Here is a 13,258-nt window from a genome sequence, read left to right on the forward strand (position 1 = left end):
TGCCCTTCGCTGCGCCTGGCGGTGGCGGATGAGGTTTTCCCGGCTCCGCCTCCTCGGATTCAAATCCTTTGTCGAGCCGTCCGAGTTCGTTATCGAGCGCGGCCTGACGGGAGTCGTCGGTCCCAACGGCTGCGGCAAATCGAATCTCGTCGAGGCGCTGCGTTGGGTTATGGGCGAAAGCTCGTATAAAAACATGCGCGCGTCCGGAATGGACGACGTCATCTTCTCGGGCTCCGCCACGCGCCCGGCGCGCAATACGGCGGAAGTGACGCTCTTCCTGGACAACAGCGATCGCACGGCGCCGCCCGCCTTCAACGATGCCGATGAGCTGCAGGTCTCTCGCCGTATCGAGCGCGAGGCGGGTTCAGTCTACCGCATCAACGGCAAGGAAGCACGTGCCAAGGATGTGCAACTGCTCTTTGCCGACCAGTCCACCGGTGCGCGGTCGCCGTCCATGGTCGGTCAGGGGCGTATCGGCGAGCTGATCCAGGCGAAGCCGCAGGCGCGCCGGGCGCTGCTAGAAGAGGCGGCAGGCATATCGGGTCTCCACACGCGCCGTCACGAGGCCGAGCTCAGGCTGCGCGCGGCCGAGCAGAACCTCGAGCGGCTGGACGACGTGGTCGGTGAACTGGAGGGCCAGATCGAAAGCCTGAAGCGCCAGGCACGCCAGGCTTCGCGTTTCAAGAACATCTCCGCCGACATTCGCAGGGCTGAGGCGACGCTGCTGCATTTGCGCTGGACGACGGCCAAGGGCCAGGAGGCCGAGGCCAAATCGGCGCTCGCTGTCGCGACGGCGCTGGTCGGCGAGAAAGCCGAGGCGCAGATGAACGCCGCCAAGGAGCAGGCGATCGGCGCGCATCGCCTGCCCGAGCTTCGCGATGCCGAGGCTGCTGCCGCGGCGGCGCTGCAACGCCTGACGATCGCCCGGGGTCAGATCGAGGAGGAGGCTGGCCGCATTCGCGCTCGCCAGGTCGAACTCGACAAACGTATCGGCCAACTCGATGCCGACGTTCGGCGCGAGGAACAGATGGTGCGCGATAATGCGGACATCCTCGAGCGGCTGGCCGAAGAAGAGGCTACGCTCCAGGCCGAGAACGACGATGCCGCGGACCGGGAGGCGATGACACGTGCCGCCTTCGAGGAGGTGGCAACGAAGCTGACGGCGAGCGAAACCGCGCTCTCGGCCCTTACGGCCGAACGCGCGGAGGCGGCGGCAGCGCGCCAGCAGTTCGAGCGCGCCTTGCGCGATTGTTCCGAACGCCGCGACAGGCTCGAGCGTCAGCTTGCAGAAGTCAGACGTGAATCGGATGAGCTTGCCGCAAGGATCAGCACCCTGGCGGATCCGCTCGAGAAACGTGATCTGGTCGAGCAGGCGTCTGCGGCGCTTGAAGTCGCCGAGACGACTGCGATCGCCGCCGAAAAGGCAGTTGTCGATGCCCGTGCGGCCGAAGCGGCCCTTCGGCCACCATTACAGGAAGCGCGAGCGGAGCTTGCGCGCGTCGAGACCGAGGCGAGGACGCTTGCCAGAATCCTCAATGCTTCATCCGGTGAGGCATTTCCTGCTGTGCTTGAACAGATGAAGGTCGAGCGAGGGTTCGAGACCGCGCTCGGTGCGGCGCTTGGGGAGGATCTCGATCTTCCGCTGGACCCGAGCGCGCCCGCTCACTGGAGCAAGATCGAGCCACAGCCGGAGGACGCACAGCTCCCCGCAGGCCTCCGTTCCCTTGCCGAAGTTGTCAGCGCGCCGCGGCAGCTTGCGCGTCGCTTGGCCCAGATTGGCATCACCGAAGCCGCAGATGGTCCGCGGCTGCAGACTCTTCTCAAACCTGGCCAGCGCCTGGTCAGTCGCGAAGGTGCTCTCTGGCGGTGGGACGGCATGATCGCGAGTGCTGATGCGCCGACGCCGGCGGCCCAGCGGCTTGCGCAGAAGAATCGGCTGGCCGAACTCGACGCCGAGGCTTTGATTGCCGGCGAGCGGGTGGGAGCTGCGGAGGACGCCTTGGCGGCGGCGGAGGCGCGTGTCCGGCAATCGACCGAGACCGAACGCGATGCCAGGCAGGCCTGGCGCAACGCTCAGCACGCGGTCGAAGCGGCCCGTGATGCCCTGGCCATGGCAGAGAAGGCCGCTGGTGAGCTTTCGACCCGCCGGGCCGCTCTCGAGGAGGCGCGCGCTCGTCTCGAGGAAGGGCGCGGCGAACTCGATGCGGCCTACCAGGACGCCATAGAGGCACTCGCCGATGCGCCCGATCTCGGTGACCTCCAATCGCGGCTCGACCGGATGTCGGCGGAGGTTTCCAAGGACAGGGCCGGGCTCGCCGAAGCCCGAGCAGTTTATGAGGGCTTGAAAAGGGAGGCTGAGGCGCGCGGGCGCCGACTTGTCGCCATTTCGGCTGAACGCAAGGGCTGGATGATGCGGGCCGAGAACGCCGATCGGCAGATTGCCGCGCTCGCCGCACGTCAGGCCGAAGCCGTCGAGGAACGCGAATCGCTGGCCGACGCGCCCGAGGATATCGAGAATCGGCGCCGGTCCCTCATGAGTCAGCTTTCCCAAGCCGAAACGCAGCGCAAAGCTGCCGCCGACCTCCTGCAGGAGGCCGAGAATAGGCAGGCGGTGGCTGACAAAGCGGCGACTGCCGCGATCCAGACGCTGGCGGAGGCACGCGAGGCGCGCGCACGCGCCGAGGAGCGGCTCACAGCCGCGGACGATCGGCGCAAAGAAATCGAGGCGCGGATCCAGGAGACGCTGAACACGCCGCCGCATCTTGTGATCAGGCATGCTGGCCTCGAGGCGGATGATGCGCTGCCCGACCCGGCCGACGTCGAAAGAAAGCTAGAGCGCCTGAAAATCGAGCGCGAGCGACTGGGTGCCGTCAATCTGCGCGCCGAGGAAGAACAGAGAGAGCTTTCCGAGCGCCACGACAGCATCGTCCAGGAGCGCGAGGATGTGATCGAGGCCATCCGCAAATTGCGGCAGGCCATCCAGAGCCTGAACCGCGAAGGTCGCGAGCGGCTGCTCGCCGCTTTCGATGTGGTCAACAGCCAGTTCCAGCGCTTGTTCACACATCTCTTCGGCGGCGGCACGGCCGAGCTTCAGCTCATCGAGTCAGAGGACCCGCTCGAGGCAGGGCTCGAAATCCTGGCCCGGCCACCGGGAAAGAAGCCGCAGACCATGACCCTCCTGTCGGGCGGTGAGCAGGCCTTGACTGCGATGGCGCTGATCTTCGCTGTGTTCCTCACCAATCCCGCGCCGATCTGCGTGCTGGACGAGGTCGACGCGCCACTCGATGACCACAATGTCGAGCGCTACTGCAATCTGATGGATGAGATGGCGGCGACGACGGAGACCCGTTTCGTCATAATCACCCATAATCCGATCACCATGGCACGGATGAACAGGCTGTTCGGTGTGACCATGGCCGAGCAGGGTGTCAGCCAACTCGTCTCCGTCGACCTTCAGGCGGCTGAACGGTTGCGAGAGGTCGGCTGATCTGTCGGGTCCATTCCGATCGCGGGCAGATGCGATCGTGAGAGGTTGTCATGAACGAGAACGAACGCAAGGCAGGCGCCGAACTGTCGATTGCCCTCAAGGATCTTCACCGCGCCTTGATTCGGGCTGAGGCAGGGGATGATCCGAACCTTCAGAATCCCTACACGCTCCTCTTTGCCGTCATCGGTGACCCCCGTTTCGGCTGGATGAACGGACTCTCGCAGCTCATCGTGCAGCTGGACGAGATGTTGGACGACGATGAAGCGGCATCGGCCGGAACGCTGGATCCGTTTCGCGCCGCGACCGAGGCGTTGCTGGGCGAGCGCGAAGGCGAGCAGGCGGAGTTCCGGCTGCGCTACCTGATGTCGTTGCAGAAGGACGCCGATGTAGCGCTGGCGACCGGAGCTTTGAGGAGGGTCGTGGCGGCTCTTCCGCGATAAGTGCTTCTCATTGCCCCCAGACAGCCAGCTCGTTCCCGGCTGGATCGAGGAAATGGAATCGGCGACCGCCGGGAAAGGAGAAGATCGGCCTTACGATCGTGCCGCCGGCGTTCTCCACCGTCGCAAGCGTCTCTTCAAGCCTCTCAGAATAGATCACCGGCAACGGTTTTGCCGGAGCTTCGGCGGCATTCGCGTCGAAGCCTCCCTCCAGCCCCTCGTCGAAGGCCGAGTAGGTTGGACCATAATCGGTGAAGGACCAGCCGAAAGCCGCGCTGTAGAAGGCTTTCGTGCTGTCCAGCGTCGAACCCGTGGCGGGCATTTCCAGATAGTCGAGCTTGCCGGTCCGTCTCATGGGTGTGCTCCAATTCGTTCTTGATATGTTCTAGGGCCAGGCAGGTTACAAGGCAAGTGGCCACCCCTCGGCAACTGTGTTTCGCAGTTGCGAAAATGTTGTTCTTGTTCAACCGATTTTATCGTGGCGAGGCGACGGCCGAGCGAATAAGGAGGGCTTTGACGAAGCGGAGGCGCGCTATGACGAAATGGGTCTATACGTTCGGGGATGGATCGGCGGAAGGCCGGGCGGGCGACCGCAACCTTCTCGGCGGCAAGGGAGCCAACCTTGCCGAAATGTGCAGCCTCGGACTGCCCGTGCCTCCCGGTTTCACGATCACGACGGATGCGTGCAACCAGTACTACGCAAATGGCAATTCGTATCCGGAGACGCTCGAGGCCGAGGTGCAGTCGGCTCTGGCCCATATAGCCGCCCTGACGGGCCGACGCTTTGGCGATCCCTCCGCCCTGCTTCTGGTGTCGGTTCGTTCCGGCGCGCGCGCTTCCATGCCGGGCATGATGGACACGGTTCTCAACCTGGGCCTGAACGACATCACGGTCGAGGCGCTGGCGTCCGATTCTGACGACGCGCGTTTCGCTTATGACAGCTACCGCCGATTCATCCAGATGTACTCTGACGTCGTGATGGGGCTCGATCACGAAGTCTTCGAGGAGATACTCGAAGAGGAGAAGGCCCGGCTGGGCCATGAACTCGATACCGAACTTTCGGCGGCGGAATGGCAGGATGTCATCGCCCTCTACAAGTCCAGGATCGAAGAGGAACTCGGCCGACCGTTTCCTCAAGATCCGCAGGAGCAGCTCTGGGGAGCGATCGGGGCTGTCTTCTCGAGCTGGATGAACCCTCGCGCCATCACCTATCGTCGCCTGCATGACATCCCGGAAAGCTGGGGGACGGCCGTCAACGTACAAGCCATGGTGTTCGGCAATATGGGCGAGACCTCGGCCACCGGCGTCGCCTTCACGCGCAATCCTTCCACCGGCGAGAAGGCGCTCTACGGCGAATTCCTGGTCAATGCCCAGGGTGAGGATGTCGTGGCCGGCATCCGCACGCCGCAGAACATCACCGAGGCTGCGCGCATTGCGGCGGGATCGGACAGGCCGTCTCTCCAGAAACTCATGCCGGAGGCCTTCGAAGCCTTCGTCGGGATCGCAGAGCGCCTGGAGACGCATTACCGCGAAATGCAGGATCTCGAATTCACGATCGAGCGCGGCAAGTTGTGGATGTTGCAGACGCGATCGGGCAAGCGCACCGCCAAAGCCGCCCTCAAGATCGCCGTCGATATGGCGTCCGAGAGACTGATCAGCGAGGAAGAAGCCGTAGCGCGGATCGATCCGGCTTCACTCGATCAGCTCTTGCATCCGACCATCGATCCGAAGGCGGAACGCAATGTGATCGGCGTCGGCCTGCCGGCTTCGCCGGGAGCGGCGACGGGCGAAATCGTCTTCTCTTCCGACGAGGCCGAGGAGCTCAAGAAGCAGGGCCGCAAGGTGATCCTGGTGCGCGTCGAAACCAGCCCCGAGGATATCCATGGGATGCATGCTTCCGAAGGCATCCTCACCACCCGCGGAGGCATGACCAGCCATGCGGCCGTCGTCGCGAGGGGCATGGGCAAGCCTTGTGTATCCGGCGCGGGGTCGTTGCGCGTGGATTATCGCAACGGCACGCTCTCGGCGATGGGAACAACCTTGCGCAAGGGCGACGTCATCACCATCGACGGCGCCAACGGCCAGGTTCTGAAGGGCGCCGTGCCGATGCTGCAGCCGGAATTGTCGGGCGATTTCGCCGCCATCATGGGATGGGCGGACCGCATCCGCCGCATGAAGGTCCGCGCCAACGCCGAAACGCCGGCCGACGCGCGCATGGCCCGCTCTTTCGGGGCGGAAGGGATCGGCCTGTGCCGAACGGAGCATATGTTCTTCGAGGGCGACCGGATCGTGGCGATGCGGGAGATGATTCTCGCCGATACCGAGAGCGGCCGGCGGGCAGCGCTTGCCAAGCTCCTGCCAATGCAGCGTTCCGATTTCCTTGAGCTGTTCGAGATCATGGCGGGCTTGCCCGTCACGATCCGGCTTCTCGATCCGCCGCTGCACGAATTCCTGCCGAAGACGGACGAGGAGATCGACGAGGTTGCGTCGGTTATGAACGTGTCGCCGGAGAAGCTGCGGCAGCGCACGGAAGCGTTGCACGAGTTCAATCCCATGCTTGGCCATCGCGGCTGCCGCCTGGCGGTATCCTATCCGGAGATCGCCGAAATGCAGGCGCGCGCGATCTTCGAGGCGGCGGTCGAGGCCGCCCGCGTGACCGGCGCGCCAGTGGTGCCCGAAGTCATGGTCCCGCTGGTCGGGCTGAAGGCCGAGCTGGATTTCGTCAAGCGCCATATCGAGACTGTTGCCAAGGCCGTCATGGCCGAGTCAGACACGAAGATCGACTATCTCATCGGCACCATGATCGAGCTGCCGCGTGCTGCTATCCGTGCCCATGTCATCGCCGAGGCTGCCGAGTTCTTCTCCTTCGGTACAAACGATCTGACCCAGACCACCTTCGGGATCTCGCGCGACGACGCCGCGTCCTTCCTCGAAATCTACCGACAGAAGGGCATCATCGAGCAGGATCCGTTCGTGTCGCTCGATGTCGAGGGGGTCGGCGAGTTGGTGCGGCTCGGCGCAGAGAAGGGCCGCAAGACGCGGCCGGACATCAAGCTCGGCATCTGCGGCGAGCATGGCGGCGATCCCGCATCGATCCGTTTTTGCGAGGAAGTCGGCCTGGACTACGTGTCCTGCTCGCCGTTCCGGGTACCGATCGCCAGATTGGCGGCCGCCCAGGCGGCGGTCCGGAAACGCGGCTAAGGGGGGGTAGGCGAGTCGCTAACGGAGGGTTAGGCGAACCAGCGCCCCGCAATCTTGTTCATGAGCCGCCGCACTCCTTTGGAGGCCTTTTTGTGTTGGCGGATGAGGTGCTGTTTCGGTGACGGTACCTGCACGATACCGTCAAGGTTGTGCATACCCAATGCCAGTTCGTAATAATCCTCGATCGGGGTGCGGTGTTTTGAATAGAACGGCGTTCGGAGCGGATAGTGATCCACGTGTACTTCAGGTCGGATCGTTACTCGTCCAGGCTTTGCACGATGCAGCCGGTAGAAATATTCCTCGTGTTCCCGCAACTTAAGTTCGGGCAACCAAAGATTCTCCTTCAAAAAAGACGTCCGCGCCAGAAATACGTTAAGGCAAAAGTCATACACCGGGAATCCTTCTCGATGTCCATTCATCCGCTCTATGAGAAGATGCAGGGTACGGCCCTGAAGCTCAAACGTCCCATGGAAAATTACCTCCTCCGAACCGAAGTTTAGCATCCGGCAACCACAGATATCAAACTCAGCAGTGTTCAATGGCTCTTTCAGCAGGTCCAGCCGGGTGGAGGCGTTGAAGAGCAGGTCATCATCAATGATCATTGCAAAGGGGGTTTCGGCGGCATCAATGCCGAGGTTTCGCCCCGCCGAGAGGCCTATATTGAAATTTGTCTTCAAATAGGTTGTACGGCTGTCGAATATGCCCGTCTCCATTGCTCTACGGCTATCATCGACAATGATTATCGGCGCCGACGGATAAAACGTACGAATAGAAAGATAGCTTGCTTTCAAAGCTTCTGGGCGCTCAAACGTCTTGATGATGATCGTGATATCTGAGGCATCTCGCGTCACTCGCATCGCAGAGAACTCGCTCATTCGCTATTGGCCCCAATTAGATACAAAACCGTGAAGCAACCGGAGAGGATGTAGACGACAGCTCCGAACCTTTTTCCTGTCAGCATGTCAGATCTCCCCGAGATGCCTCGTCGTGGTCTTGGAGCGGTTTCCAATGAAATGCCTCAATCAAGTCGCACGCCACGCCGATACCCGAGTAAAGCTCCGGCCTAGCACCATATGCGGCGCCTCTTTGTGAAAGTTCTGCATTTGAATGCCCCCCCACTTGGTCCAGGAGTTTGCTGAACGTGCTCGATTTGAAAGGGCCTCGTACAACCATTCCGGCTCCGCTCGCGTCTATGTGTTCGGCAAAGCCGCAAACGTCCGTAGCAACAACCGGAAGCCCGTTAGCAATCGCTTCGAGGATAACGCCTCCCGTAACGTCAACCCGTGCTGGGTGTGCGAGGACGTCTGCCGCCGCCAGCGCTCGGAAATATCGATCATCTGAAACATAGCCTATGCATCGAACGCGCTCGGCAACGCCGAGGCGCACAGCGCGCGCCAGATGCCGCCGGATCTTGCTGTCCGAGGCCGCTAATCCGGCGACGACTAACTCTACGTGCGGGTGATGGGGAAGGACTTCAATCACACGATCAAGCCCTTTGACTTCCGGTTGAAGACCGAGCCAAAGCCAGGCGGTCTTGTTATCCAGGCCCATCTTCCGACGAGCTTGGTGCCGCAAACTCTCGCGCAATTCTGGGCGTCTGCGTGATCGTGCCAGACTCGGTGGAATGATGGCAATGCGTTCCAGGCTGTCAGGATAGCGATCAGCGAAGGCCTGCATTTGCGGCCGGGCTAGACCAATAATCCGGGTCTTCGCCTCTGGCCCAAAGCAACCACGCTCCAGCCGCGTAAAGGTGCGGAAGCGAGGAGTCATACGCGTCAAGCGCGACACATCTGGACGGTCGCGCAAGGTATCGGCGAGAAACAGGATGTCTGCTCCCGGCATCGGTTGGAAGGTGACCGTTATGTCGAAGCGCCCCGCCGTCGTTTTTGAGAAGGCCGTGGCGAACGCCGCCACCCGTCCATGGTTGGAGACAGGTCTGTGATTGGATTGGAGAGTAACGACAGGCAATGGAAGATCGGGGTAGGGACCTGCGACAAAAAGGGTGACTTCGTGCCCTCGCATTGCCAATTCCTTGGCAATGCGAATGCAATTGTCTTCAAGGCCGCCGCGCGGGTGCAAGCGATAAATTCCAAGAGCGATTTTCATTGCAGTAATCGAGGCCATACTAGGTCATCGTGCTCGAAGCTTGCATTCCTTCATTTCGGGGCAGGAGACAAGCACCTGGATGGAGTCGTCATCGGAGCCTCGGAAGGTTTTGATCAGTTGTGGAGGCGATGGCATGTCGGGTAGACGCACGCGGCTTCCCGAAACATCGTGGGAGGAGACGACGAAAACATCGATATCGCCGCGCGTTTCAAACTCGGGGGAGGGCAAGAACAAGACCTGCGCTACCCCCGCGACATCGCGATAGGCATGTCCGGAGAAGTAGGCGATGCGGGGTTCGTTCATCCAGATGTGTGACCCTGGCGGAACGTTATCACGGATCCAGTCCGCTGCTTCCCTGTAGTAGGCGAGCCGGTCATGGCGGGGGATATCCAGCGCCCACGAAACGGCGATAGCAATCAAGATCGTGGGGAAAACGAAGAAGGCACGCGGCCTCGCCATGAGCAGTTCGCGCCAGCTTGCCGTCGCCGTGGCAACTACGGCGAACATCAGCATCAAGGCGAAAGCCATCGGATAACGCCAGTCGAGAAGCGCTACGATGAAGGTAAAGAGGAAGAACATGGGCAACTGGCCGGCCGCGAACCATACAACGGGAAGCATGGCCTGACGCGGCAGGAGCCTGTGTGGCAGGAAGGCGAAGAAGGCGAGAACCGTGTAGACAGGCGTGAAGGCCCGGACGATCTGGAAGAAGGCAAGCCCGATGACGACGCTGATATAGGCCTGCCAGCCATGGCCGGATCCAAGATTGAGGACCTCCTTCTCCAACGTCTCTACGCGATGGAGAATCTCGGAACTGAAAAGCGGATTTTGCGTTGGGACGATGTTGCCCGACATCCAGTTCTTGAAGGTTCCGCTCGCCCAGATTCCGAAGATGAGGGGCAAAATCGCGGCTGTCGCAATAATGAAGACCGCGATCAGGCTTGCCTGCTGGGTGACTGAGCGGAGCCTCGTCAGAACGTAGTACATCGCAATCAGGAGGCACAGATACAACCCTTCGATGCGGAACGCCGTTGCGAGCACAAGCGATCCGATCAGCGCCAGCTTGTGCAGGAGAGACGGCTTTTGGTTGTCTGCGACCGCGAAGTAGATGGATGCCAGAAAAAAACACAGATAGCCATGATCGCGAATCACCCATGGCCGCAGTTCCATCAGTTGCGGCTGGAAGACGATCATGATCGTGGCGATGGTCACGAAAGCCTTGTCCCCCTTGGTGAGACGTGAGGCAAGGGCAATGAACGCCATGGTCGTGCCGAGCGTGAGCAGGCCATTGGCGATTTGGGCCGCAAGCAGCGCTTTGGTGCCGGTGAGAACCATGATCATGGCGATCAGCAGGCTGTACCCCGGCCAGCGGTAGACGCTTAGCCCCTCTGTCCATTGGCCGAGTGCAAAATAGTCAGCTGCCCTAAGGTAAAGTGCGGCATCCGGGTTCGGCATCGAGACTGCGAACGCGCCCCACGCTGAAAAAGCGATGCTGGCCAGAGCGGCGAGTAGGTAATGCCATCGAAAAATCCGATGGCCGTTTCCATATGCACTGCTCACCACTGCTCCGTCTGAATCGAAGTCTCTCCGTCGCCACTATGGCTTTACGGAAGCACTACGGCAACGGAGAGCCCGATGCATCGAATACTGCTTTCGGATCCGGGACGGTGCACAGAAAAATAGCCGGCCTGACCGGCAGTCAGCCGCTTCATTAGCCGCTGGTTGCGACAAATCCACTCATATGCGACGCGATCAGGCGGCCGCTCGATAGGCCTCGGCGAGGCTCAGATAGGAGCGAGCCAAGCCTGCGACCGGATTGTCGCTGGTCTCTACCGGCTCTAGCCGCATTACTCCCTCGGCATTCAGAATCACGAGCGCAATACGCCTTGCGCCACCTTCGTCGATCGTGATCGCTGCGACATGCTGGCAGTCGTTGCCATTGTCGAGCCGCATCTGGAAAAGCAGCTTGCCACCGACTGCGTCGAGCGCCTTGAGAACCATGTCTTCGAAGTCGGCGGCGTCAGGTAGTGCCTCGGGCGACGGTTCTTCGTCGCGGACCCCGATCGAAGCCAGCATCTCATCGGTGAGAAGTTGCAGGTCTTCCATCGGATGGTGGACGTGGCCCGGCTTCGCAAGAGCAAAATTCTCTCCGGCCGCCTCTGCCGGAAGTCTCTTCACAGTTCCTTCGACCTTGCTGGTCACATGCATGGGGCCTCTCTCAGCTTGCGCCTTATTCCCTGAAGCCCCCGAAACCCTGTAAAATTGCCAGCGAGAATGGCGGGATTGTGACAGAGGCCGGGCACTGCCGCAAGGGAAGATCGTGCCCTCTGGACAAAGCATCGATATCGCCTTCAACTATCGCGGATTTGGTTTGGGAGGATTGAGATGCTGGGCTTGATGCAGGACTGGCCGCTGCTGTGCCATAAGATTCTCGACCATGCGGCACGTCAGCATGGCAACAGGGAGGTGGTTTCCAGGTCGATCGAGGGGCCCATCGTCAGGACGACCTATGATCAGATGCGCAAACGGGCGCTGCAGATTGCTCAACGCCTCGAACGAGATGGCTACGAGCCGGGCGATCGCATCGGGACGCTTGCCTGGAACGGTGCCCGTCACCTCGAGGCCTGGTATGGGATCATGGGTATGGGCGGGGTCTATCACACGCTGAACCCGCGCCTCTTTCCCGACCAGATCCTCTGGATCATGAACCACGCCGAGGACAAGGCGCTGTTCGTAGACCTCACTTTCCTGCCGCTGGTGGAGAAGATCGCTCCGGCCGTGAAGTCGCTGAGGCAGGTGATCGTACTGACCGACAAGGCCCATATGCCGGAGACGTCGCTGCCCAATGCCGTCGCATACGAGGAATGGCTGGCCGAGGCGGATGGCGATTACAGGTGGAAAAGCTTCGACGAGAACACAGCGGCGGGCATGTGTTACACCTCTGGCACGACGGGTGACCCGAAAGGCGTCATCTACAGCCATCGTTCCAATGTACTGCATGCCATGATCGCTTGCATGCCTGACGCAATGGGCATCTCGGCGCGGGACGTCATTCTTCCCGTCGTGCCGATGTTTCATGCGAACGCCTGGGGGCTCGGCCAGAGCGCACCGATGATCGGCGCCAAGCTGGTCATGCCCGGCGCCAAGATGGACGGCGCATCGATCTACGAACTTCTGGATACCGAGAAGGTTACCTTCAGCGCAGCCGTGCCGACGGTATGGCTGATGCTTCTCCAGTACCTCGAGGAAACCGGCAAGAAACTGCCTTATCTCAACAAGGTGGTTATCGGCGGTTCGGCCTGCCCACGCGCCATCACGCAGAAATTCCAGGAGAACTATGGCGTGGAGGTGATCCACGCCTGGGGCATGACAGAGATGAGCCCGCTTGGATCGCTCTGCACGGTGAAGCCGGAATATGCCGGGCTGGAAGGAGAGGCACGGCTCGATGTCCAGCAGAAGCAAGGTCATGCGCCCTTCGGCGTCGAGATGAAGGTGACGGACGACGAAGGTGTCGAACGTCCCTGGGACGGAAAGACCTTCGGCAGGTTGAAGGTGCGCGGCCCAGCCGTGGCGAGAGCCTATTACGGTGGGGCGGGCGAAGAGCAATTCGACGCCGAGGGTTGGTTCGACACGGGTGACGTCGCCCATATGGATGCCTGCGGCTACATGCAAATCACCGACCGTGCCAAGGACGTGATCAAATCCGGCGGCGAATGGATTTCGACGATCGACCTGGAGAACCTCGCGGTCGGACATCCCGATATCGCCGAAGCCGCTGTCATCGGCGTGTCGCATCCGAAGTGGGACGAGCGTCCGCTGCTCGTGGTGGTGAGCAAACCCGGCAAAGACCCGTCGAAAGAGGAGATCCTCGGTTATATGAACGGCAAGGTCGCCAAATGGTGGATGCCGGACGATGTCGCATTCGTGGCGGAGATCCCACACACCGCCACCGGCAAGATCCAAAAGACGACGCTGCGAGAACAATTCAAGGACTACCGGCTGCCGACGGCCTGACGCACCGTCAGCTTGT

9 protein-coding genes are annotated in these 13,258 nt (G+C 61.3%); 4 read left to right on the forward strand and 5 right to left on the reverse strand.

All coding sequences use genetic code 11. The annotated features are described in order from the left end of the window. Positions 1 to 28 precede the first annotated feature (28 nt). Entirely contained in the window at positions 29 to 3,487 is a 3,459-nt protein-coding gene (gene smc, locus ACCO56_RS04335) for a chromosome segregation protein SMC (RefSeq protein ID WP_433637951.1), read from the forward strand. A 50-nt stretch (positions 3,488 to 3,537) separates the two neighbouring features. Then, on the forward strand, positions 3,538 to 3,927 hold the full coding sequence (locus ACCO56_RS04340; protein WP_433637952.1) for a hypothetical protein: 390 nt from the start codon (positions 3,538 to 3,540) through the stop codon (positions 3,925 to 3,927). A 7-nt stretch (positions 3,928 to 3,934) separates the two neighbouring features. On the opposite strand, the gene ACCO56_RS04345 is transcribed toward ACCO56_RS04340, so the two are convergent. Beyond that, the gene (locus ACCO56_RS04345; RefSeq protein WP_433637953.1) at positions 3,935 to 4,279 is read right to left on the reverse strand and encodes a VOC family protein; all 345 of its coding nucleotides are present in this window, start codon (positions 4,277 to 4,279) and stop codon (positions 3,935 to 3,937) included. Positions 4,280 to 4,458: 179 nt separating this feature from the next. Between ACCO56_RS04345 and ppdK the strand changes: the two genes are divergently transcribed. After that, positions 4,459 to 7,125, forward strand: coding sequence for a pyruvate, phosphate dikinase (gene ppdK / locus ACCO56_RS04350; protein ID WP_433637954.1), 2,667 nt, complete (start codon positions 4,459 to 4,461; stop codon positions 7,123 to 7,125). A gap of 29 nt (positions 7,126 to 7,154) precedes the next feature. Here ppdK and ACCO56_RS04355 read toward each other — a convergent pair whose 3' ends face one another. From ACCO56_RS04355 to ACCO56_RS04370, 4 genes are all read right to left on the reverse strand, one after another. Continuing rightward, positions 7,155 to 8,000 (reverse strand): glycosyltransferase family 2 protein, encoded by an 846-nt coding sequence (locus ACCO56_RS04355; protein ID WP_433637956.1) that lies wholly within the window; start codon positions 7,998 to 8,000, stop codon positions 7,155 to 7,157. Between the two features lie 79 nt (positions 8,001 to 8,079). Then, entirely contained in the window at positions 8,080 to 9,231 is a 1,152-nt protein-coding gene (locus tag ACCO56_RS04360) for a glycosyltransferase family 4 protein (RefSeq protein WP_433637957.1), read from the reverse strand. A 24-nt stretch (positions 9,232 to 9,255) separates the two neighbouring features. Continuing rightward, on the reverse strand, positions 9,256 to 10,683 hold the full coding sequence (locus ACCO56_RS04365) for a hypothetical protein (protein ID WP_433637958.1): 1,428 nt from the start codon (positions 10,681 to 10,683) through the stop codon (positions 9,256 to 9,258). Positions 10,684 to 10,980: 297 nt separating this feature from the next. Then, positions 10,981 to 11,436 (reverse strand): hypothetical protein, encoded by a 456-nt coding sequence (locus ACCO56_RS04370; protein WP_433637960.1) that lies wholly within the window; start codon positions 11,434 to 11,436, stop codon positions 10,981 to 10,983. Positions 11,437 to 11,613: 177 nt separating this feature from the next. Here ACCO56_RS04370 and ACCO56_RS04375 point away from each other — a divergent pair, with 177 nt between their 5' ends. Beyond that, complete coding sequence (locus ACCO56_RS04375) at positions 11,614 to 13,242, forward strand: 3-(methylthio)propionyl-CoA ligase (RefSeq protein WP_433637962.1); 1,629 nt, start codon at positions 11,614 to 11,616, stop codon at positions 13,240 to 13,242. Positions 13,243 to 13,258 lie beyond the last annotated feature (16 nt).

Origin of the sequence: Mesorhizobium sp. 1B3, assembly GCF_050958605.1 — a bacterium.
In the GTDB taxonomy this organism is placed as follows: Bacteria; Pseudomonadota; Alphaproteobacteria; order Rhizobiales; family Rhizobiaceae.

Coding starts and splice junctions, on each gene's coding strand:
- ACCO56_RS04345 (WP_433637953.1), bottom strand. CDS start 4,279: ATGAGACGGACCGGCAAGCTCGACTATCTGGAAATGCCCGCCACGGGT.
- ACCO56_RS04340 (WP_433637952.1), top strand. CDS start 3,538: ATGAACGAGAACGAACGCAAGGCAGGCGCCGAACTGTCGATTGCCCTC.
- ACCO56_RS04370 (WP_433637960.1), bottom strand. CDS start 11,436: ATGCATGTGACCAGCAAGGTCGAAGGAACTGTGAAGAGACTTCCGGCA.
- ACCO56_RS04355 (WP_433637956.1), bottom strand. CDS start 8,000: ATGAGCGAGTTCTCTGCGATGCGAGTGACGCGAGATGCCTCAGATATC.
- smc (WP_433637951.1), top strand. CDS start 29: ATGAGGTTTTCCCGGCTCCGCCTCCTCGGATTCAAATCCTTTGTCGAG.
- ppdK (WP_433637954.1), top strand. CDS start 4,459: ATGACGAAATGGGTCTATACGTTCGGGGATGGATCGGCGGAAGGCCGG.
- ACCO56_RS04375 (WP_433637962.1), top strand. CDS start 11,614: ATGCTGGGCTTGATGCAGGACTGGCCGCTGCTGTGCCATAAGATTCTC.
- ACCO56_RS04365 (WP_433637958.1), bottom strand. CDS start 10,683: ATGCCGAACCCGGATGCCGCACTTTACCTTAGGGCAGCTGACTATTTT.
- ACCO56_RS04360 (WP_433637957.1), bottom strand. CDS start 9,231: ATGAAAATCGCTCTTGGAATTTATCGCTTGCACCCGCGCGGCGGCCTT.